The organism is Janthinobacterium lividum (assembly GCF_011601275.1).
Classification (GTDB): Bacteria; Pseudomonadota; Gammaproteobacteria; order Burkholderiales; family Burkholderiaceae_D; genus Janthinobacterium; species Janthinobacterium lividum_E.
This window is the reverse complement of sequence record NZ_JAAOLY010000013.1, coordinates 178,244-198,000: the sequence shown is the minus strand read 5'-3', so window position 1 is coordinate 198,000 and position 19,757 is coordinate 178,244. Positions and strand designations below refer to the sequence as shown.

Here is a 19,757-nt window from a genome sequence, read left to right as displayed (position 1 = left end):
GTGGCCATGCACTTGTGCCAGCCAGTCTGGCGCATGCTGTGGGCACCCCGCCCGGTTATTTTCCCGCACCACCTTCCAGATTCCATCCGCCATGAATGAAACCCCGCTGCTCAACCTGATCACTGATTTTGTCGACGATTTCCGTCAGCCGGCCATTTTGTGGCAGGCGCTGGTCATCGTCGGCTGCCTGGCCCTGAGCTGGCTGCTGGTGCGGCAGTTGCGCGTGTTCCTGCACCGGCGGGCGGAAGCGGCCGCGACGCCGGCCACGCCGGAAACCTTGCAGCGCACCGATAGTTTTATCCGTATCCTGACGCCTGTGCTGGCGGCCATGCTGCTGGGCATTGCGCAGCATTTCCTGGCCAAGTTTCAGTCGGTGAATCTGCTCAGCATCGCTATCCCCCTGTGCACGTCGATGGCGCTGGTGCGCTTCGGTTTTTATGTGCTGCGCCGCATTTTTGCCCGCCATGGCGACATCAGCCCCACCATGTTGCTGTTGGAGAAAATCTTCACGGTCGTGGTGTGGGCCGGCATGGCCCTGTACATCACGGGCCTGTGGCCGGAACTGCATGCCTTCCTGGAAAGCATCGTCGTGCCGCTGGGGCGCAACAAGGTATCCGTGGCTGCTATCTTGCAAGCCGCTATTTCGGTAGCCGTGTTGCTGGTGCTGGCCATGTGGGCCGGCACGTCGCTCGACGAGCGCCTGATGAAAATGCAGGGCCTGCACACTTCCTTGCGCGTGGTGCTGTCGCGCATGGGACGCGCCGTGCTGATCCTCGTTTCCGTGCTGGTCAGCCTGTCGCTGGTGGGTATCGACCTGACGGTGCTGTCCGTGTTTGGCGGCGCTTTCGGCGTGGCGCTGGGTTTCGGCTTGCAAAAGATCGCCGCCAACTTTGTTTCAGGTTTCATTATCCTGCTCGACCGCAGCCTCACCATCGGCGACATGATCACGGTAGGTCAATTTACAGGCAAGGTCACGCAGATCAATACGCGCTATACTGTGTTATTGGGTGGCGATGGGGTTGAATCCATCGTGCCCAATGAAATGCTGATTTCCGGCGGCGTGCAGAACATGTCGCTGAGCAACCGCATGGTCTGGCTGTCGACGGCCGTGTCGGTGGGTTACGAAACGGACCTGGACGTCATCTTCCCCTTGCTGGAAGCGGCGACCGCCAAGGTGCCGCGTGTGTCGCAAAGCAATCCGCCATCGGCCACTCTCGTGCGTTTCGGCGCCGACGGCCTTGATGTACAGATCGGCTTCTGGATCGCGGATCCGGAAAACGGCACGGGCGGCGTAAAGTCGAATGTGAACCGCGCCATCTGGCGCACCTTGCAGGAACATAAGGTCACTGTACCGTTTCCGCAACGCGAATTGCGTATTGTTGGTACGCCTCCTGCCCCGCTCTCCAGCGCGGCAGACGGTGAGTCCGCGCCATCCGGCACCCAGCCTTAACCTCGCTGCCTGCCTCCGATTTTGCCTGATAGCACCCATTAGGGCGTACAATCACGCCTAAAATTAACTCTGCCGGACCTCCAGAGTCACTGGAGCGACCGTGCGCACGCCCTGTCCACTTGGAGTAGTAGTAATGACATTGAGTTCCGTTTTACACGACATTTTGCAGTTCATGGCAACTGGCATTACCGATCTGTCCGCATGGCAAGTTTTCCTGTACACCATGGTGGTTACCCATATCACGATCGCCAGCGTCACGATTTACCTGCACCGCCACCAGGCCCACCGCGCGCTGGAATTGCATGCGCTGCCCAGCCATTTCTTCCGTTTCTGGCTGTGGCTGACGACGGGCCAGGTCACCAAGGAGTGGGCGGCCATTCACCGCAAGCACCATGCCAAGTGCGATACGGAAGAAGATCCGCACAGCCCCGTGACGCGCGGCATCAAGAAAGTGTTCTGGGAAGGCGCCGAGCTGTACCGCGCTGAATCGAAGAATATGGAAACCATGGCCAAGTACGGCCACGGCACGCCGACGGACTGGATCGAGCGCAATCTGTACACCAAATACAGCTGGCTGGGCGTGGTGATCTTGTTCTTCGTGAACTTCGCCCTGTTCGGCGTGATCGGCATTTCCGTGTGGGCCGTGCAAATGATGTGGATCCCGATCACGGCGGCCGGCATTATCAACGGCATCGGCCACTACTGGGGCTACCGCAACTACGATTGCGCCGACGCGGCCACCAACATCATTCCCTTCGGCATTTTGATTGGCGGCGAAGAATTGCACAACAATCACCATACGTATGCGACGTCGGCCAAGCTGTCGTCGAAATGGTATGAAATCGATATCGGCTGGGCATATATCCGCGCGCTGGAAATGCTGGGCCTGGCCAAGGTGAAAAAGCTGGCGCCAGAACCGAAGTTCTCGCACGGCAAGCTGGAAGCGGACTTCGAGACCTTGCAGTCCGTCATCGCCAACCGCTATGACGTGATGGCCAAGTATGCGAAATCGATCAAGCATGCCTGGAAGGAAGAGCTGGAACACTTGAAGCACAAGGCGGAACTGGAAAAGCGCTTCCTGAAGTCGTCGCGCAAGTTGATGCAGCGTGAACCGGGCAAGCTGGCCGATGCGCACCACGAACAGTTGTCGGAACTGTTCCAGCACAGCAAGGCGCTGGAAACCATGCACCACATGCGCGTGGAACTGGGCGCCATCTGGGAGCGTTCGCACTTTACGCGCGAGCAGTTGCTGCAGAAGCTGCAAGACTGGTGCACGCGTGCCGAAGCATCGGGCATCAAGTCGCTGCAAGACTTTTCCTTGCGCCTGCGCAGCTATGCCTGAGTAAGCTGCCGCAACATATCAAAGCCCTGGTTTCCAGGGCTTTTTTTCGTTCTGACAAAAGGGACAGGGAAGGGCGTAAAAATCAGGGCGAAAAAAAACCGCTCATCGGAGCGGCTCTTTTACAGAACACAATATCAATTACTTGATTTTGGTTTCTTTGTACGTTACGTGCTTGCGTGCTTTAGGATCGAATTTCATGATCTCCATTTTCGCAGGCGTCGTACGCTTGTTTTTGGTGGTCGTGTAGAAGTGACCCGTACCGGCGGTCGATTCTAACTTGATTTTGTCGCGGCCTGATTTTGCCATGATAGCTCCCTTATTCTGCTAATTAGACTTTTTCGCCACGAGCGCGCATATCGACCAATACGGCGTCGATGCCGACTTTATCGATGACGCGCAGACCGGCGTTGGACAAACGCAGGGAGACCCAGCGGTTTTCAGATTCAACAAAAATACGACGATTCTGCAAGTTAGGCAAAAAACGACGTTTGGTTTTGTTGTTTGCATGGGAAACATTGTTGCCGACCATCGGCTTCTTCCCAGTGACTTGGCAAACACGTGCCATGGCGCACTCCTTAAAGATATTCCAAATTGGAAAAACGAGAGTATATCCAAAATAAGCAGATTTATCAATGACTTGCGAAAAACAATTGTGTCTTGTTGTGTTAAAGAAATTTAACAATTTAACTTTTACCTTCCCTCATAGGTGAAAGCACTGGTAAACAGCGCTGTTTACTGCTAGACAAGCCTGCTGCCGTTGTCACGTATGTCCTTGTTTACACATGGTTAACTGCGGTGGAGCGGGCTCTGGCCTAGATTTGCCCATGTTCCGCGAACGAATGCACTTGCCGCCCTGCCACGACGAAATGGTCGAGGATGCGCACGTCCACCAAGGACAACGCTTGCACCAGCGCGCGCGTCAGTAATAAATCCGATTCGCTGGGCTCGGGCGTGCCGGACGGGTGGTTGTGGGCCAGCATGACGCTGGCCGCGTTGTGCAGCAGCGCCTGCTTGACCACTTCTCGCGGATACACGCTGGTGTGGGTGAGGGTGCCGCGAAACATTTCCTGGGTCGCGATCAGGCGGTTCTTGACGTCCAAAAACAACACGTGAAACGCTTCATGCGCCAGGTGGCCCAGGGTCAGGCGCAAGTAATCTTTCACCGCGTGCGGAGAATTGAGGGCCTGGCCCGCCTGCAAGTCCTCGATGATGGCGCGCCGCGCCAGTTCCAGCACGGCTTGCAGCTGGGCGAACTTGGCGCTGCCCATGCCATGCACGGCGGAAAAACTCACGAGGCTGGCGCCAAACAGGCCCCGCAAGGAGCCGAAGTGCTCGACCGTATCGCGCGCCAGCTCCACGGCGCTCTTGCCGCGCACGCCCGTGCGCAGGAAGACGGCCAGCAATTCCGCATCCGACAGCGATTGCGCTCCATCCTCGATCAGGCGTTCGCGCGGCCGTTCGCCGGCCGGCCAATCCTTGATGCCCATGCTGCCTCCCCATCGCGCCCAGCTGGTCGTGGCGCCTGCCGACAATTGTCGCGCCTTCTCCGGGCGACCATGCTGCGCTAGCTCGTCTTTATGTCGAATCATGGTAAAAAAACAAAAGCCAAGATGCCTGCCCAGGGCATTTTCAAGCGCTATCATTTGCCTGTCGTTGCATTCCATATAAGTTGCAGCGGCGGGGAGTCAGGGCCCTGAACTCAATGTCTTCCACTTGTTTTACAGGAGCAGTCATGCCGTACATCAAAGTTATCAATGGAGTCATGCAAGAGTTCAACGCCGCCGGCGTCAACACGGGCAAGGTCAGCGGTATTGGCCTTAATTCGCACGCGTACTTGGAGCGCCGTAACTGGAGTTCCGCTCCGCAGTTCTCGCCCAGTGATGAAAATCCTGATTACACCACCGATTTGCCGTATCTTGCGGCGAACGGCTTCAAGTACATTCAGGTGATGGTGGCGCCCTTTAGCGGAAAACTTGGTTATTTAAATTGGGGCGCCATCGTTGGCCAGCCAAAGTTCGCACCCGACAACACGCTAACCGATGTGAATATCCAGGAATCGTACTGGCTTGCCATAACTGCGCTGCTCGACTGCGCGCTGGCCAATGGCATCGGCATCATCGCCTGCCCATTCTGGAATCCCTACGCCGTGCCGCAATTGGTGGGGGAGGCGGGCGCTGCGGGCGCTACAAAAGACGAGCAGGCCGCAGCCGCGCGGGTCGCACTGTCCAATCCACAGTCGAAAACACGCCGCTACATGCGTGCCTTTGCGCAGGCTTTTGCGCAGCACTACAGCAACCACGCCGGCATCGCCGCCTGGATGGCCGCACAGGAACTGATGGGCGTGACCGGGATCAGCTTGACCGCTACCCGGGAAATCATCCAGGAGACGGCGCAATTGCTGCGCACCAACGATGGTCTGGCGCGCATGATTTCTTCCGGTAATGCCGGCATTGCCCATACTTCGCCTCGTCAAGGTTCCTTGCAGCAATATATTGCGGAAACCTTGCCATTGATGAATCCGGACCCGGTCGACTGTATTTGTGAAAATCTGTTCTTGGGTAATGAATATGTCAGCAGTGCCCTGAGCGCCAGCGTCGATCTGCCAGCGGACTTCGTTTCGTCCTCGCTTGCCTATCTGCAGGTGATGCAGCGCGCTGCCGATGCTCTGGGAAAACCGTATTACATCGGCAGCTTCGGCGTGGCCAGAGGCGAGGAAGTGATTTTGCAGGATGCTGTGCGCCAGGATAACCTGCATGCCATGCTGAATGCCATTCGACGCACAGGCGTGCAGCTGGCCAGTTTCTGGTGCTGGAATACGGCTGGGGATATGGAAGTGAAGGGTTGGAACCTGTTGCATACGCCGGAGGCCAAGAGCGAACGAGAGCCTGTCTGGAACGCCTTGCGCGGTGACGACGCCATCTGCCCTGCACCGCCCACGCCTTGCTTCGGCGTGACGAAGACATTGCAGTTCCAGCCTGGCCTGATGCTGACCGTACCGTCGTCCGTGCGCTACGAGAGTGCGGATTTCTCGCTGTCGTATTGCATCCGGCAGCAGGCTGTAACCTCGACCAAGGACGTTGATCAAGCGTTCATCAAGCGCCAATCGAATAGCAAAGGCTGGGCGCTGCTGCAAAAGTTTATTACTACGCAGAACTCTCTAAGCACCTACCTCCAGTCATGGAGTGGAAATGGCGTGGGCACCAACAACAATGGCCACGGTGCGAAGGTGGATATCACTAACCGCTGGCTGCGCTGCACTTATACCGTCAAGCATGATGGTTCCATCAGCCTGTACGTCGATGATTTCCTGATGTACCAAGGGAACAAAATGCCGCAGCCATTCGTGAACGCCACCGGCACCCCCCTGCTGATCGGCCGCCCCGTGCATACGCTGGAGCAGGGCACGCCCGCCTGGCAGTTGTCGGACGTTATCCTGTACGACCGCGTGCTGACGCCCAAGGAAGTGTATGACTATGGCCAGTACGGTATCGTGACGCGGCCCGTGGGGCGCTGGAAGCTCGACGGTAACCTGGAAGACAGTTCCGGCTTCGGCAATCACGCCACCTCGCCTGGCCAGTTGGTGTACGTCAACGTCGGATAAGTGAAAGGGCGCGCGGCCATGTTTTTTGACAAAAGCATGGCCGCGCCGAGATGGCATGGGGCGCGCTGGCTCAGGGTGGCTTACAATATCGTTTTGCACCAGTTACTTGAAAACTACTATGTCCAACGAGCAACCAGCAGTCGTCACCGAAGCGGCTTACCTCACCCTGCATTATCGTCTTGCTACTGTTGACGGTACTGACATTGTCACGACCTTCAGCGGAAATCCTGCTACCTTGATGCTGGGACAGGGTCAACTGGCGCCATTCCTTGAGCAGCGTTTGCTGGGCTTGCCTGAAGGCACGCACCGGACGTTCGAGCTGGCGGCCGGCGAAGGCTTTGGCGAGCGCAATCCCGAGCTGGTGCAGTCCGTCTCGCGCGCGACGCTGGACGAAAACTCGGTGCCGGGCGCCGACTACAAGATCGGCGACCTGGTCGACTTCGCCGCGCCGGGCGGCGGCCGCTTTGCCGGTGTGCTGCGCGAACTGCGCGACGACTCGGCCCTGTTCGACTTCAATCATCCGCTGGCTGGCCAGCCGCTGCGTTTTGAAGTCAAGCTCATTTCGGTCCTGTAAGGAGTAGCGATGGATAAAGAACTGTTACTGGCCCAGCCCCGCGGTTTCTGTGCTGGCGTCGACCGGGCGATTGAAATCGTCGAACGCGCCTTGCAGCAATTTGGCGCACCGATCTATGTGCGCCATGAAATCGTCCACAACGCCTATGTGGTGGCCGACTTGCGCAACAAGGGCGCCATCTTCATCGACGACCTCGATGACGTGCCTGCTGGCAATACGCTCGTGTTTTCCGCCCATGGCGTATCGAAAGCCGTGCGGGCCGAGGCGGAGTCGCGCGGCCTGAGCATTTTTGACGCGACGTGCCCGCTGGTCACCAAGGTGCACATGGAAGTGGGCAAGATGCGCCGCGAAGGCCGCGAGATCATCATGATCGGCCACGATGGCCATCCCGAGGTGGAAGGCACGATGGGCCAGGCCGATATGGGCATGCATCTGGTGGAAACGCTCGACGATGTGGCGAAATTGCAGGTCGCCAATCCGGAGAGCCTGGCCTATGTTTCGCAAACAACGTTGTCAGTTGACGACACTAGCGACATTATTGCGGCCTTGAAAGCGAAATATCCGAATATCGCCGAGCCGAAAAAAGGCGACATTTGCTACGCCACCACGAACCGCCAGGAAGCCGTCAAATTCATGGCGCCGCTGGTGGAAGTGGTGATCGTCGTGGGCAGCCCGAACAGCTCGAATTCGAACCGCCTGCGCGAAGTGGCAGACAAGATGGGCACGCCTGCCTACATGGTCGACAATGCTTCGCAGATCGACCCGGCCTGGCTGGAAGGCAAGCTGCGCGTGGGTGTGACGGCTGGCGCCTCGGCGCCCGAGGTGCTCGTGCAGGCCGTTATCGACCGCCTGAAAGAGTGCGGCGTGAAGAGCGTGCGCCCGCTTGACGGCGTGCAAGAAGCCGTCACGTTCCCGATGCCGAAAGGCCTCGATGGCATCAAGCGCGACGTCGCCTGAGTCTGTATGGCTGTTGAGTATTGATGAGGAATTACCTCAAAACCGAATTTAATTCGGGAATGATCGATTTATTCCAAGCTTAGTTTTTGCAAAAGATCGTTATGATTGCCTCAAGCTTGAATATGTTGTCGTTATGACTAAGCAAGGTCACGCCCGTTTTGAGTGCGTGCACCATGCTGGTGAGAACGGTCCAGGGATGGCACTGCAGGAATTCTTCCTCCGGTGCCGTTTTTGTATCAGCGGCCCATGTTCTGGCGGAAGTTGTTCCCGAAAAATGCATATTTGATAGGGCAATCATGGATACATTCATCCAGCAGATCATTAACGGCTTGGTGTTGGGCAGCATGTATGCCTTAGTCGCCCTCGGTTACACCATGGTGTACGGCGTGCTGAACCTGATCAATTTCGCCCACGGCGACGTGCTCATGATCGGCGCCATGGTGGGCTTGACCATCCTCAAGCTGCTGGGCATTTATGTGCCGGACTGGCCCGGCTATCTGAAACTGGCCACGGCCATCCTCGGCGCCATCCCCATCTGTATTCTGGTCAACATCATCATCGAGCGGGTCGCCTACCGCCGCCTGCGCAACGCCCCCCGCCTCGCCCCCCTCATTACCGCCATCGGCGTCTCCATCCTGCTGCAAACCTTCGCCATGATGATCTGGACGCGCAATCCCTTGCCCTTCCCGCAATTACTGTCGACCGACCCCATCAACATAGGCGGCGCCGTAATTTCGCAAACGCAAGTGCTGCTGCTGGCCCTGGCCGCGCTGTCGATGGGCGGATTGGTGTTGCTGGTGGAAAAAACCCGCATGGGACGCGCCATGCGCGCCACGGCGGAAAACCCCCGGGTGGCGGGACTCATGGGCGTCGATTCCGACAAGGTCATCGTGGCCACTTTTGCCATCGGCGCCGCGCTGGCGGCCGTGGCGGGCGTGATGTGGGGCGCCAACTATGCCTCCATCCAATTTTCCATGGGCGCCATTCCCGGCTTGAAGGCTTTCTGCGCGGCCGTGCTGGGCGGTATCGGTAATATCTACGGCGCCATGCTGGGCGGTATCTTGCTGGGCATTATCGAAAGCCTGGGTGCTGGCTATATCGGCGACATCACGGGCGGCTTCCTGGGCAGCCATTACCAAGATATCTTTGCCTTTGTCGTGCTGATCATCGTGCTGACCCTGCGCCCGTCCGGCATCATGGGCGAACGCGTGGCCGACCGTGCCTGATGTAAAACTGGGAGATTAAATCATGGCACTACTCGATTTTGACGCTAAGAAAAATCCGACTAAAGCCTACGCCGGCATGCTGGGCCTGGCCGCGCTGCTGGTGGTGTTCCCGTTCTTTGCCGCCCAGTTCGGCAACTCGTGGGTACGCATCATCGACATGGCCTTGCTGTACATCATGCTGGCCCTGGGCTTGAACATCGTCGTCGGCTTTGCCGGCCTGCTCGACCTCGGTTACATCGCCTTCTACGCCGTGGGCGCCTACCTGACGGCCTTGCTGGCGTCGCCCCAGTTCGCCATCCTGCTTGAATCGGTGGTAAATCAATATCCGGTGCTGGGCGAGACCCTGGTGCAACTGATGGGGCCGGAAATCCGCGAAAACGGCATCCATTTGTCGATCTGGATTATCGTGCCGCTGGCCGCTTTTGTTGCCGGCCTGTTCGGTGCCTTGCTGGGCGCGCCCACCTTGAAGCTGCGCGGCGACTATCTGGCCATCGTGACCCTGGGCTTTGGCGAGATCATCCGCATCTTCATGAACAATTTGAATGACCCGATCAATTTCACGAATGGGCCGCAAGGCATCAATTTGATCGACCCCATCCGCATCTTCGGCGTCAACCTGGCGGGCGAGGCGGGCACCAACAGCACTGTCACGGTGGCCGGATTTTCCATGCCGTCCGTGAACGCCTATTACTTTTTGTTCCTGTTCCTGTGCATTGCCGTTGTGTTCGTCACCAAGCGCCTGCAGCATTCGCGCCTGGGCCGCGCCTGGGTGGCCATTCGCGAAGACGAGATCGCGGCCAAGGCCATGGGCATCAACACGCGCAACGTCAAATTGCTGGCCTTTTCCATGGGCGCCTCGTTTGGCGGCGTGGCCGGCGCCATGTTTGCCTCGTTCCAGGGCTTTGTCTCGCCGGAATCGTTTTCCTTGACGGAATCGATCGCCGTGCTGGCCATGGTGGTGCTGGGCGGCATCGGCCACATCCCCGGCGTGATCCTCGGCGGCGTGATCCTCGCTTCGATACCGGAAGTGTTGCGCCACGTGGTGGAACCGGCCCAGCAGGCGCTGTTCGGCCATGTAGTGATCGAGGCCGAAGTATTGCGCCAGTTGCTGTACGGCCTGGCCATGGTCTTGATCATGCTGAACCGTCCTGCGGGCCTGTGGCCATCGCCTAAGCACGAAGACCGGCCCGACCACGATGTCGACCAGCCCAACAAATCCACCGGCGTCGTGTCCGCTTAAGGGAGGGATAGCATGAGCGAACAGATCATTCTCAATATTGCCGGCGTGAATAAACGTTTTGGCGGCTTGCAGGCGCTCACCGACGTGGGCATTACCATCCGGCAAGGCCAGATCTATGGCTTGATCGGCCCGAACGGGGCCGGCAAGACGACGTTTTTCAACGTGATCACGGGCCTGTACCAGCCCGACACGGGCACTTTCGAGCTGGCCGGCAAGCCGTATTCACCATCCGCGCCGCACAAGGTGGCCAAGGCGGGCATTGCGCGCACCTTCCAGAACATCCGTTTGTTTGGCGACATGACGGCGCTGGAAAACGTCATGGTGGGACGTCATGTGCGCTCGCACCAAGGCGTGTTTGGCGCCATCTTCCGCCACAAGGCGGCGCGCGAGGAAGAGGCGTCGATCCGCAAGCGGGCCATGGAGCTGCTCGACTTCGTTGGCATTGCCCAGTTCGCCAGCCGCACGGCGCGCTTCCTGTCGTACGGCGACCAGCGGCGCCTGGAAATCGCCCGCGCGCTGGCCACCGACCCGCAACTGCTGGCGCTCGACGAGCCGGCGGCCGGCATGAACGCGACGGAAAAGCTGGCCCTGCGCGAGCTGTTGGTGAAAATCAAGGCTGAAGGCAAGACCGTGCTGTTGATCGAGCACGACGTGAAACTGATGATGGGACTGTGCGACCGCATCACGGTGCTCGAGTATGGCAAGCGCATCGCGGAAGGCTTGCCGGCCGAAATACAACAGAACCCGGCCGTCATCGAGGCTTATCTGGGAGGATCGCACGCATGAGTAACGATGGCTTGAACAAGAATGTATTGAAGGTATCGGGCTTGCACGTGGCCTACGGCGGCATCAAGGCCGTGAAAGGCATTGACCTGGAAGTGAACGAGGGCGAGCTGATCGCCTTGATCGGCGCGAACGGCGCCGGCAAGACGACGACCTTGAAAGCCATCACGGGCACGTTGCCGGCCTGCAAGATCGTAGGTACGATCAGCTACCTAGGTGAGTCCCTCAAGGGGACGAAATCGTTTCATTTGGTGGAAAGAAAACTGGCCATGGTGCCGGAAGGGCGGGGCGTGTTTACCCGCATGTCGATCCGCGAAAACCTCATGATGGGCGCTTACACGCGCACGGACAAGGCCGGTATCGAGGACGATATTGCCAAGTGGTTCGACGTGTTCCCGCGCCTGAAGGAACGGGCGGCGCAGATGGCCGGCACCCTGTCGGGCGGCGAGCAGCAGATGCTGGCCATGGCGCGCGCACTGATGAGTCATCCGAAATTGCTGTTGCTCGACGAGCCGTCGATGGGCCTGTCGCCCATCATGGTCGAGAAAATCTTCGAGGTAATCCGCAAGGTGTCGTCCGAAGGCATCACGATCTTGCTGGTCGAACAGAATGCCCGTTTGGCCCTGCAAGCGGCGCACCGCGGCTATGTGATGGATTCAGGCCTGGTCACCATGGGTGGCAACGCGGCCGCCATGCTCGACGATCCGCGCGTGAAGGCGGCGTATCTGGGCGAGTAAGCGCGCATAAAAAATGCCCCAGCTGGGCTGGGGCATAATGGCATCCGTCGGGGAAGTACGGGATGGATGCCTGGAGGAGCTGGTATTAAAGTAACCCCCGAGGATTACTTAGCGGACCGCCGTAGCGGTCGCGCAGGAATTACTTGGCGGCAGCGCGCGGAACGACTTTTTCAGCCGCTTGCGTGAACTGGTTCACGGCCGATGCCAGGTTCGCTTCGATGGCTTCGACGGCTTGCTTGCTGGTTTTCGAGAATTGCTCGTAGCCTGCATTGGCGTTGCCGATGGCGCTTTTCAGGATGGCGACGGCGTTTTCCGAACCGGCTGGCGCGTTCTTGGTGACTTCTTCCACCAGCGAAATTACCTTGCGGTTGGTTTCAGCGATTTGCGATTCAGCTGCTTTGCTGAACTCTGCTTGGGTGCCGGACGTGATGGCAGCCAGGTGACGGCCGTAAGCGATGGCTTTTTCGGCGCTAGGCTGGGCTTGAGCAGCGCTCAGCGAGAAGAATTCTTGTGGATCTTTTGCCGACAGCAATTGCTTGGCGGCGGCGGTCGATTCTTCCAGGGTCGCTTTGGCGGCGGTCAGGTTCAGTTCGACGATCTTTTCGATGCCTTCGAAGGCTTTGCCCGTCAGCGACGAGAACAGGGCGAATTGGGCTTCCAGGTTGGCTTTGGTAGCGGACGAAAATTGCTCAGGAATTGAAAACATATAAATCTCCAAAAAATCGAAATCTGGTTAATTTGATGCTGCGTGTACCGTTTGGGAAAGCAGGTGAATCTAAATTTTTCAAGCTGAACAAGAATTGTGCAACGCAACAAACCCTATTCTACGGTTAAAAAAAACGAAGTCAAGCGTTTCTTGTGCGATGCAACAATTGAATAGATTTGCATCAAAAGTCATTGTTTCTAAAGAGAAATATTTGATTTCTAGGTGTCAATGGTTTATGCCTAAACTATCATTTCCAGCGCTACAGGGACGATTGCGGCGCAGCATGCTAGACTTTGCCTCCCGCACTGGCGCAGCACCCGGTGCCGATCCTGTTTCCCGAGTTGATACCATGTCCAATCTTCCCGCCGCGGCTGGCGCCAGCGGCAAAGCCTCTCTTCTGACCACTCTGACGCCGATGGCCTTGCCTGGCTTCTTTGTGTTGTTATGGAGCACAGGTTTTATCGTCGCCAAGTTCGGCTTGCCGTACGCGCCCCCGCTGACCTTTTTGCTGCTGCGCTTCCTGGGCGTGCTGGTGATCCTGCTGCCGCTGGTGCTGCTGTTGCGCGCGCCGTGGCCCGTGGGACAGTTCCGCCAGATCGCCGTGGCCGGCATCTTGATGCAAGCGGGCTATCTGGCCGGCGTCTGGTGCGCCATCAAGCTGGGCATGCCGGCCGGCCTGTCCGCCCTGATCGTGGGCATGCAGCCCGTGTTGACGGCCTGCGCCGCACCGCTGATCGGTGAATCCGTGCGCCCGCGCCAGTGGCTGGGCCTGTTCTTCGGCTTGCTGGGCGTGGCCCTCGTTGTGTATGCGAAGATCAACCTCGTTGGCCTGACCGTGGAAAGCGTGCTGTTGTGCGTGTTCGCGCTGCTGTCGATGACGGCCGGCACCATGTACCAAAAACGCCACTGTCCGCAATTCGACTTGCGCACCGGCACGGTGGTGCAGTTTGCCGCCTCCATCGTCGTGGTCTTGCCATTCGCCCTATATTACGAAGGGCTGGACCTGCATTTCAGCAATGTGCAATGGACGGCGAATTTCATCGGCGCCTTGCTGTGGTCGGTACTCGTGCTATCCATCGGCGCCATCTTCCTGCTGTTCGCCCTGATCCGCCGCAGCGACGCCACGAAAGTGACGGGCTTGCTGTACCTGACGCCGCCCACGACGGCCGTGATGGCCTGGCTGATGTTTGGCGAAGCATTCAATATGCTGGGCATCGCCGGCATGCTGGTGGCCGTGGTTGGCGTCGTGTTTGTCGTCAAGAAGTAGAGAGCAGGAGAGCAGGGCAGTGAACAAGCAAGCATCTGAAACACAGGCGGCGCAGCAAGCCGTCGACGCCGTCATTCTATCGCGTCGTTCGATTCGCGCCTTTTTGCCCACGCCGGTGGCGCAGGACGATATCGCGCGCATCCTGGAAGTGGCGGCGCGCGCGCCCTCGGGCGCCAACATGCAGCCGTGGAAAGTGTATGTGCTGTCGGGCGAGGCGCGCGCGCGCCTGTCGCGCCGCATCCTGGCCGCCTATGCCGCGCCGAACGCGCCCGATGCGCCCGCGCGCACGGCGTCATATATCTATTACCCGCGCCAGTGGACGGCGCCGTTCATCGAACGCCGCCGCAAGATCGGCCTGGACCTGTATCAGCTGCTGGGCCTGGAGCGGGGCGATACGGTCGGCATGGCTGCCCAGCATGGACGCAATTTCCAGTTTTTCGATGCGCCCGTCGGCCTGATCTTTACCATCGAACGGGTGCTGGAACAGGGTTCCTGGCTCGACTACGGCATGTTTTTGCAAAATATCATGCTGGCGGCGCGCGCGCGCGGGCTCGACACGTGCCCGCAGGCGGCCTTCATCCATTACCATGACATTATTCGCGACGAACTGGGCGTGCCGGCCAGCGAAATGGTGGTGTGCGGCATGGCCCTTGGCTATGCCGATCCGGACAAGATCGAGAACCGCCTGAGCACGCAACGCGAACCGCTGGCCGGCTTTGTTAAATTCGCGGACAAATAGACATGCCAACGAACAGAGCAGGCAAACAGCCGATTAAGGATGAGCTTGTTTGCTGATCGCCAACGATTTGTATTTCAGTGCTGCAATAAATACTGTCCTAACTGTTAAATAGGCTTGCGATTACTCTGCATTTCGCTACACTGCAATAAGGCAACAGCTTCACGGGGAATTATCGAATGGCTAAGTTTAAACTTGCGCTGGGTGTCCTGGCTTCCCTGCTGTTTGCACTGGCGCCGGCTGCGGCCGTGCACGCCAAGGAAGCGAACGGCAAATCCTCAGCCTCCAAGAAACACAACACCAAGAAAGTCAAAGTCGTGCTGCGCAAGGGCGCGACGGCCGCGCCGCGCGAAAAGAGCGTGCGCCGGGTCGTCATGGTGCGCGGCAAACGCAAGGTCATCTATCAAAAAATCAGCAGCGTGGCCGTGCCCATGGCCGCACCGATGCCCACCATGGGCGACCTGGCCGGCCTGAACCTCACGCGCGATCCGCTCGACCTCAAGTCGAGCGTGGCGCTGGTGCTGGACCAGGCCAATTCGGAAGTGCTGTTTGAAAAGAATTCGAATGTTGCCTTGCCCATCGCCTCCATCACCAAGATGATGACGGGCCTGGTGGTGGTCGAAGCGCACCAGGACATGGATGAATTGCTGACGATTACGGACGAGGACGTCGACCGCGCCAAGTTCAGCAGCTCGCGCCTGAAAGTGGGTTCGCAATTGACGCGCGCGAATATGCTGCACATCGCCCTGATGAGCTCGGAAAACCGCGCCGCCTCGGCGCTGGGCCGCAATTATCCGGGCGGCTTGCCGGCGTTTGTCGACGCCATGAACAGCAAGGCGCGCCAGCTGGGCATGATGGATACGCATTACGTCGATTCCAGCGGCCTGTCGAAAATGAACGTGGCCAGCGCGCGCGACCTGGGCAAGCTGGCCATGGCCGCTTTCCGCCATCCGCTGCTGCGCGAGTACTCGACGGACCCTAAAGCCATCGTCGAAGCCAGCGGCCAGCCCATGCAGTTCGGCAATACGAATCATCTGGTGGCCAACCCGGGCTGGGAAATCGGCTTGCAAAAGACGGGCTTCATCAACGAGGCGGGACGTTGTTTGATGATGCAGGCCGTCATCGAAGGACGGGCCGTGATCATGGTCTTCCTCGATTCCAAGGGAAAACAGTCGCGCACGGCCGATGCGGGACGCATGCGCAAGTGGCTGGAAGCATTGAAACCTGCCAACATGAGTTTGCCCGGCGGCTAAAAGAAACAGGGCAGCGTTGCTGCCCTGTTTCTTAGTCTTGCGGGATAAAACCCAGGGTGACGGAAATCTGGTTGGCCGTTTCCACGAGGTCCACCAGCCACTCATCCTGCAGGCGGTCGGCTGGCGCCGAGATCGACAGGCCGGCGATCAGCTTGCCTGTATCGTCGCGGATGCCGGCGGCCATGCAGCGCACGCCCAATTCCAGCTCTTCATTGTCGCGCGCATAGCCGCGTTCGCGCACCAGGCTCAGTTCGCGCTCGAGCTTTTGCAAATCCGTGATGGAATTCTTGTTGTGCCCGGCCAAGCCCGTGCGCGTGGCATACGCGCGGATGGCTTTCGGCTCATCGACGGAGAGGAACAGCTTGCCGGTCGAGGTCAGGTGCAGCGGGCCGCGGCCGCCGATGGCGCGTACCACCTGCATGCCCGAGCGTTCGGAAAATGCGCGGTCGATGTAGACGATCTCGTCGCCCTGACGCACGGACAGGTTGATCGTTTGCTGGGTTTTCTTGTGCAGCTGGCGCATGAAGTCCAGCGCCGCTTCGCGCACGCTGAGGCGGCTTTTCACCACATTGCCCAGTTCCAGCAGGCGCATGCCCAGCCGGTAGGTACCCGGTTCGATGCGGTCAACAAAGCGCGTCAGCACCATGTCGTTGAGGATGCGGTGCGCCGTCGAGGGGTGCAGGCCCGATACTTTGGACAATTCCTTCAGGCTGACCGGGTCGGAATATTTGGCCAGGGCATCGAGCAGGGCGACCATGCGTTCGATCACCTGGATCGTCGTCTTCGGGGCAGCGACCGGTTCAATTTTCATGATGGATTTGGTGCAATGCAGTATTCATGCTTCTTTATACCATGATGTGAAAAAATAGTGAAATGTTCCGAGATATTCAGCGAATAAATTGTCACAATTCTCATATTGGCCCTCATAATTGGCGGCTGGACATCCTTTGAACCTTGGAAAACTATGCAACCTGTGAATGAATTCAAGAGCAAAAGCGGCTTGAAACGGATTTTTTCCGCCTTTTTCTACTCGCTCGACGGCTTGACGGCGGCCTGGCGCCAAGAACACGCGTTCCGCCAGGAACTGGGCCTGTTCGTCGTCGGCACGGTGATTGCCTTGCTGCTGCGTATCTCCGCCTTTGAAAAACTGGTGCTGATCGGCGTGCTGCTGCTCATATTGATCGTCGAACTCATCAATTCTGCCCTGGAAGCCGTGGTCGACCGCATTTCGCTCGAACGCCATCCGCTGTCGAAAAACGCCAAGGATTTCGGCAGCGCCGCCGTACTGCTGACGTGCATACTGGCTTTCGCCACCTGGGCTGTCGTCCTGTTCAACCGCTTTTATTAAGCACTAAACCCCCGTTCAGTGCTCGCCTTATGCGAAAATCGCATATCAAACGGCGAAACGCTTCGTTCTCTTTACGGCCATGGCGCCGTAATCTGGTGGCTCTGAAAGTTCAACCACACGGGGATCTTAGATGCTGTCGAAAAAAATCATCATTGCCGCCGCCATCAGCGCGTTTGCCCTTCTGCAAACGGCGCAGGCTGCCGATATCACCCTGCTCAACGTGTCGTACGACCCGACGCGCGAGCTGTACCAGGATGTGAATACGGCATTTGCCAAGGAGTGGAAAGGCAAGACGGGCGACAACGTCAAGATCAAGCAATCGCACGGCGGTTCCGGCAAGCAGGCGCGCGCCGTCATCGACGGTCTGGAAGCGGACGTGGTCACCTTGGCCCTGGCCTACGACATCGACGCGCTGGCCGAGCACAAGCTGCTGGCCGCCGACTGGCAAAAGCGGCTGACGCACAACAGCTCGCCCTATACCTCGACCATCGTGTTCCTGGTGCGCAAGGGCAACCCGAAAGGCATCAAGGATTGGAATGACCTGATCAAGCCGGGCGTCTCCGTCATCACGCCGAATCCGAAAACTTCGGGCGGCGCCCGCTGGAACCATCTGGCAGCCTGGGGCTATGCGTTGCGCCAGCCGGGCGGCAACGAAGCGAAAGCCAAGGATTTCCTCGGCAAACTGTACAAGAACGTGCCCGTGCTCGATTCCGGCGCGCGCGGCGCCACCACCACGTTCGTTGAGCGCGGCATCGGCGACGTGCTGATCGCCTGGGAAAACGAGGCTTATCTGGCCGTCAAGGAATTGGGCCCGACCAAGTTCGACATCATCACGCCGTCCGTCAGCATCCTGGCCGAGCCGCCAGTCGCCGTCGTCGACAAGTTTGCCGACAAGCACGGCACGCGCAAGGTGGCCGAGGCTTACCTGAACTATCTGTACACGGACGAAGCGCAAGACATCATCGCCAAGAATTACTACCGTCCGGCAACGGACAAGGCGGCGAAGAAATACGCCTCGCAATTCGCCAAGGTCAACCTGTTCACCATCGAGCAAGTGGCCGGCGGCTGGACGGCCGCACAGAAGGCGCACTTTGCCGACGGCGGCATCTTCGACCAGATCTACCAGCCCAAGTAATACCGGATGGCACGATTGCCAGACCGTTACTAAAAGGACACATCATGGCGCTGCGCAGCTTTTCCGATTACCGGGTACTGATCGTGCCGGGCTTGCATAACAGCGGTCCCGAGCACTGGCAGAGCCGCTGGCAGCGCCTTTATCCGCAATTCGAGCGGGTCGAGCAGGACGACTGGAACGCGCCCGATCTGGCCACCTGGTCGGCGCGCCTGGACCAGGTGCGCCGGCAAGATGCGCGCCCGACCCTGATCGTCGCCCACAGCTTCGGCTGCCTGACGACGGCGCACAGCCTGGCCCGCGACCCGCAAGGCGTGGCCGGCGTGCTGCTGGTGGGGCCGGCCGATCCGGACAAGTTTGGCGTGGCGAAGGCATTGCCGCAAAAGCGGCTGCCTTGCCCCGGCATATTGATCGCCAGCCAGACCGATCCGTGGATGACGGCCGAACACGCGGCGCAGTGGGCACGGCGCTGGAATTGCAAGTATATTGATGGCGGTGCGCTGGGCCATATCAACGCCGAGTCGCGCCTGGGCGACTGGGTCTACGGCCAGGCGCAATTGCAAACGCTGTTTGATCTGGCGCAAAGCGACAAGCGCCACCGTCAGGCAGCCTGATTCGACGAATTCGATTGCCACATAACCTCACAGGAGATCACGATGACTTTACGCCTGGGCGATGTCGCCCCTGATTTTGAACAAGACAGCTCGATCGGTCCGCTCAAGTTCCATGAGTGGGCTGGCAATTCCTGGGTGGTGCTGTTCTCCCACCCGGCCGACTTTACCCCCGTGTGCACGACGGAACTGGGCCTGACGGCCAAGCTCAAGCCCGAATTCGACAAGCGCAACGTGAAGGCCATCGCCCTGTCCGTGGACGCGGCCGAGTCGCACAAGAGCTGGATCAAGGATATCGAAGAGACGCAAAACACGGTCGTGGGCTTCCCCATCATCGCCGACGTCGACAAGAAAGTGTCGGTGCTGTACGACATGATCCACCCGGAGCAATCCGTCACGGCCACCGTGCGCTCCGTCTTCATCATCGACCCGAACAAGAAAGTACGGCTGATCCTCACGTATCCGCTGAGCACGGGCCGCAACTTCAATGAAATCCTGCGCGTCATCGACGCCCTGCAACTGACGGACGGCTACACCGTGGCCACCCCAGGCAACTGGAAAGACGGCGACGACGTCATCATTCCATTGACCGTGCAAGACCCGGACGTGATCAAGCAGAAGTATCCGAAGGGCTTTACGGCAGCGAAACCTTATCTTCGTCTGACGCCGCAGCCAAATAAATAAACGTTTCAGCTTTCATAAAAACGCACCTGTCCGGTGCGTTTTTTTTTGCCCGCAGATTCCGCCAGCAAGTATGCAAAATCCATCTAAGCAAATGAGAAATGGTTAGTTCT

At 58.7% G+C, this 19,757-nt stretch carries 21 protein-coding genes; 16 read left to right on the top strand and 5 right to left on the bottom strand.

Features of this window, described 5'->3' with window-relative positions; translation table 11 throughout:
* Positions 1 to 91: 91 nt before the first annotated feature.
* Positions 92 to 1,450 (top strand): mechanosensitive ion channel family protein, encoded by a 1,359-nt coding sequence (locus GYK42_RS20135; protein ID WP_166448923.1) that lies wholly within the window; start codon positions 92 to 94, stop codon positions 1,448 to 1,450.
* A 133-nt stretch (positions 1,451 to 1,583) separates the two neighbouring features.
* Entirely contained in the window at positions 1,584 to 2,792 is a 1,209-nt protein-coding gene (locus tag GYK42_RS20130) for a DesA family fatty acid desaturase (RefSeq protein ID WP_166448922.1), read from the top strand.
* 138 nt (positions 2,793 to 2,930) lie between these two features.
* Here GYK42_RS20130 and rpmG read toward each other — a convergent pair whose 3' ends face one another.
* The 3 genes from rpmG to radC form a co-directional block, all read right to left on the bottom strand.
* Positions 2,931 to 3,098, bottom strand: a complete 168-nt coding sequence (rpmG, locus tag GYK42_RS20125; RefSeq protein ID WP_010400929.1) for a 50S ribosomal protein L33 — start codon at positions 3,096 to 3,098, stop codon at positions 2,931 to 2,933.
* Between the two features lie 22 nt (positions 3,099 to 3,120).
* Positions 3,121 to 3,357, bottom strand: a complete 237-nt coding sequence (rpmB, locus tag GYK42_RS20120; protein ID WP_010400928.1) for a 50S ribosomal protein L28 — start codon at positions 3,355 to 3,357, stop codon at positions 3,121 to 3,123.
* 247 nt (positions 3,358 to 3,604) lie between these two features.
* Entirely contained in the window at positions 3,605 to 4,279 is a 675-nt protein-coding gene (gene radC, locus GYK42_RS20115) for a RadC family protein (protein WP_166448921.1), read from the bottom strand.
* 245 nt (positions 4,280 to 4,524) lie between these two features.
* On the opposite strand from radC, the gene GYK42_RS20110 reads away from it, so the two are divergent.
* The 7 genes from GYK42_RS20110 (at position 4,525) to GYK42_RS20080 (ending at position 11,910) form a co-directional block, all read left to right on the top strand.
* Complete coding sequence (locus GYK42_RS20110; RefSeq protein ID WP_166448920.1) at positions 4,525 to 6,393, top strand: LamG domain-containing protein; 1,869 nt, start codon at positions 4,525 to 4,527, stop codon at positions 6,391 to 6,393.
* Between the two features lie 118 nt (positions 6,394 to 6,511).
* On the top strand, positions 6,512 to 6,967 hold the full coding sequence (locus GYK42_RS20105) for an FKBP-type peptidyl-prolyl cis-trans isomerase (RefSeq protein WP_166448919.1): 456 nt from the start codon (positions 6,512 to 6,514) through the stop codon (positions 6,965 to 6,967).
* 9 nt (positions 6,968 to 6,976) lie between these two features.
* Positions 6,977 to 7,924 (top strand): 4-hydroxy-3-methylbut-2-enyl diphosphate reductase, encoded by a 948-nt coding sequence (gene ispH, locus GYK42_RS20100; RefSeq protein WP_034747471.1) that lies wholly within the window; start codon positions 6,977 to 6,979, stop codon positions 7,922 to 7,924.
* 296 nt (positions 7,925 to 8,220) lie between these two features.
* The gene (locus GYK42_RS20095) at positions 8,221 to 9,150 is read left to right on the top strand and encodes a branched-chain amino acid ABC transporter permease (RefSeq protein ID WP_034747477.1); all 930 of its coding nucleotides are present in this window, start codon (positions 8,221 to 8,223) and stop codon (positions 9,148 to 9,150) included.
* A 22-nt stretch (positions 9,151 to 9,172) separates the two neighbouring features.
* Positions 9,173 to 10,390, top strand: coding sequence for an ABC transporter permease subunit (locus GYK42_RS20090; RefSeq protein WP_166448918.1), 1,218 nt, complete (start codon positions 9,173 to 9,175; stop codon positions 10,388 to 10,390).
* A gap of 12 nt (positions 10,391 to 10,402) precedes the next feature.
* Positions 10,403 to 11,176, top strand: coding sequence for an ABC transporter ATP-binding protein (locus GYK42_RS20085; protein ID WP_034747484.1), 774 nt, complete (start codon positions 10,403 to 10,405; stop codon positions 11,174 to 11,176).
* 11 nt (positions 11,177 to 11,187) lie between these two features.
* Positions 11,188 to 11,910, top strand: a complete 723-nt coding sequence (locus tag GYK42_RS20080) for an ABC transporter ATP-binding protein (RefSeq protein WP_166448948.1) — start codon at positions 11,188 to 11,190, stop codon at positions 11,908 to 11,910.
* Between the two features lie 139 nt (positions 11,911 to 12,049).
* Here GYK42_RS20080 and GYK42_RS20075 read toward each other — a convergent pair whose 3' ends face one another.
* Positions 12,050 to 12,616 carry a phasin family protein gene (locus GYK42_RS20075; protein ID WP_046685995.1) on the bottom strand — a complete coding sequence of 189 codons (567 nt, stop codon included), beginning with the start codon at positions 12,614 to 12,616 and terminating at the stop codon, positions 12,050 to 12,052.
* Between the two features lie 349 nt (positions 12,617 to 12,965).
* On the opposite strand from GYK42_RS20075, the gene GYK42_RS20070 reads away from it, so the two are divergent.
* From GYK42_RS20070 to pbpG, 3 genes are all read left to right on the top strand, one after another.
* Positions 12,966 to 13,883 carry a DMT family transporter gene (locus GYK42_RS20070; protein WP_034747493.1) on the top strand — a complete coding sequence of 306 codons (918 nt, stop codon included), beginning with the start codon at positions 12,966 to 12,968 and terminating at the stop codon, positions 13,881 to 13,883.
* A gap of 19 nt (positions 13,884 to 13,902) precedes the next feature.
* Positions 13,903 to 14,622, top strand: coding sequence for a nitroreductase family protein (locus tag GYK42_RS20065; RefSeq protein ID WP_166448917.1), 720 nt, complete (start codon positions 13,903 to 13,905; stop codon positions 14,620 to 14,622).
* A 176-nt stretch (positions 14,623 to 14,798) separates the two neighbouring features.
* On the top strand, positions 14,799 to 15,872 hold the full coding sequence (gene pbpG / locus GYK42_RS20060; RefSeq protein ID WP_166448916.1) for a D-alanyl-D-alanine endopeptidase: 1,074 nt from the start codon (positions 14,799 to 14,801) through the stop codon (positions 15,870 to 15,872).
* Positions 15,873 to 15,903: 31 nt separating this feature from the next.
* Here the strand turns inward: pbpG and GYK42_RS20055 are convergent, their stop codons facing one another.
* The gene (locus GYK42_RS20055; protein ID WP_034747499.1) at positions 15,904 to 16,683 is read right to left on the bottom strand and encodes an IclR family transcriptional regulator; all 780 of its coding nucleotides are present in this window, start codon (positions 16,681 to 16,683) and stop codon (positions 15,904 to 15,906) included.
* A 153-nt stretch (positions 16,684 to 16,836) separates the two neighbouring features.
* Here GYK42_RS20055 and GYK42_RS20050 point away from each other — a divergent pair, with 153 nt between their 5' ends.
* The 4 genes from GYK42_RS20050 to GYK42_RS20035 all read left to right on the top strand — a co-directional run bounded on the left by GYK42_RS20050 (position 16,837) and on the right by GYK42_RS20035 (position 19,647).
* Complete coding sequence (locus GYK42_RS20050; protein WP_240943676.1) at positions 16,837 to 17,220, top strand: diacylglycerol kinase; 384 nt, start codon at positions 16,837 to 16,839, stop codon at positions 17,218 to 17,220.
* 130 nt (positions 17,221 to 17,350) lie between these two features.
* Positions 17,351 to 18,355, top strand: a complete 1,005-nt coding sequence (locus GYK42_RS20045; RefSeq protein WP_099378008.1) for a sulfate ABC transporter substrate-binding protein — start codon at positions 17,351 to 17,353, stop codon at positions 18,353 to 18,355.
* Between the two features lie 44 nt (positions 18,356 to 18,399).
* On the top strand, positions 18,400 to 18,966 hold the full coding sequence (locus GYK42_RS20040; protein ID WP_034747509.1) for an RBBP9/YdeN family alpha/beta hydrolase: 567 nt from the start codon (positions 18,400 to 18,402) through the stop codon (positions 18,964 to 18,966).
* A gap of 42 nt (positions 18,967 to 19,008) precedes the next feature.
* Complete coding sequence (locus GYK42_RS20035) at positions 19,009 to 19,647, top strand: peroxiredoxin (protein WP_034747512.1); 639 nt, start codon at positions 19,009 to 19,011, stop codon at positions 19,645 to 19,647.
* The last annotated feature ends 110 nt before the right edge of the window (positions 19,648 to 19,757 follow it).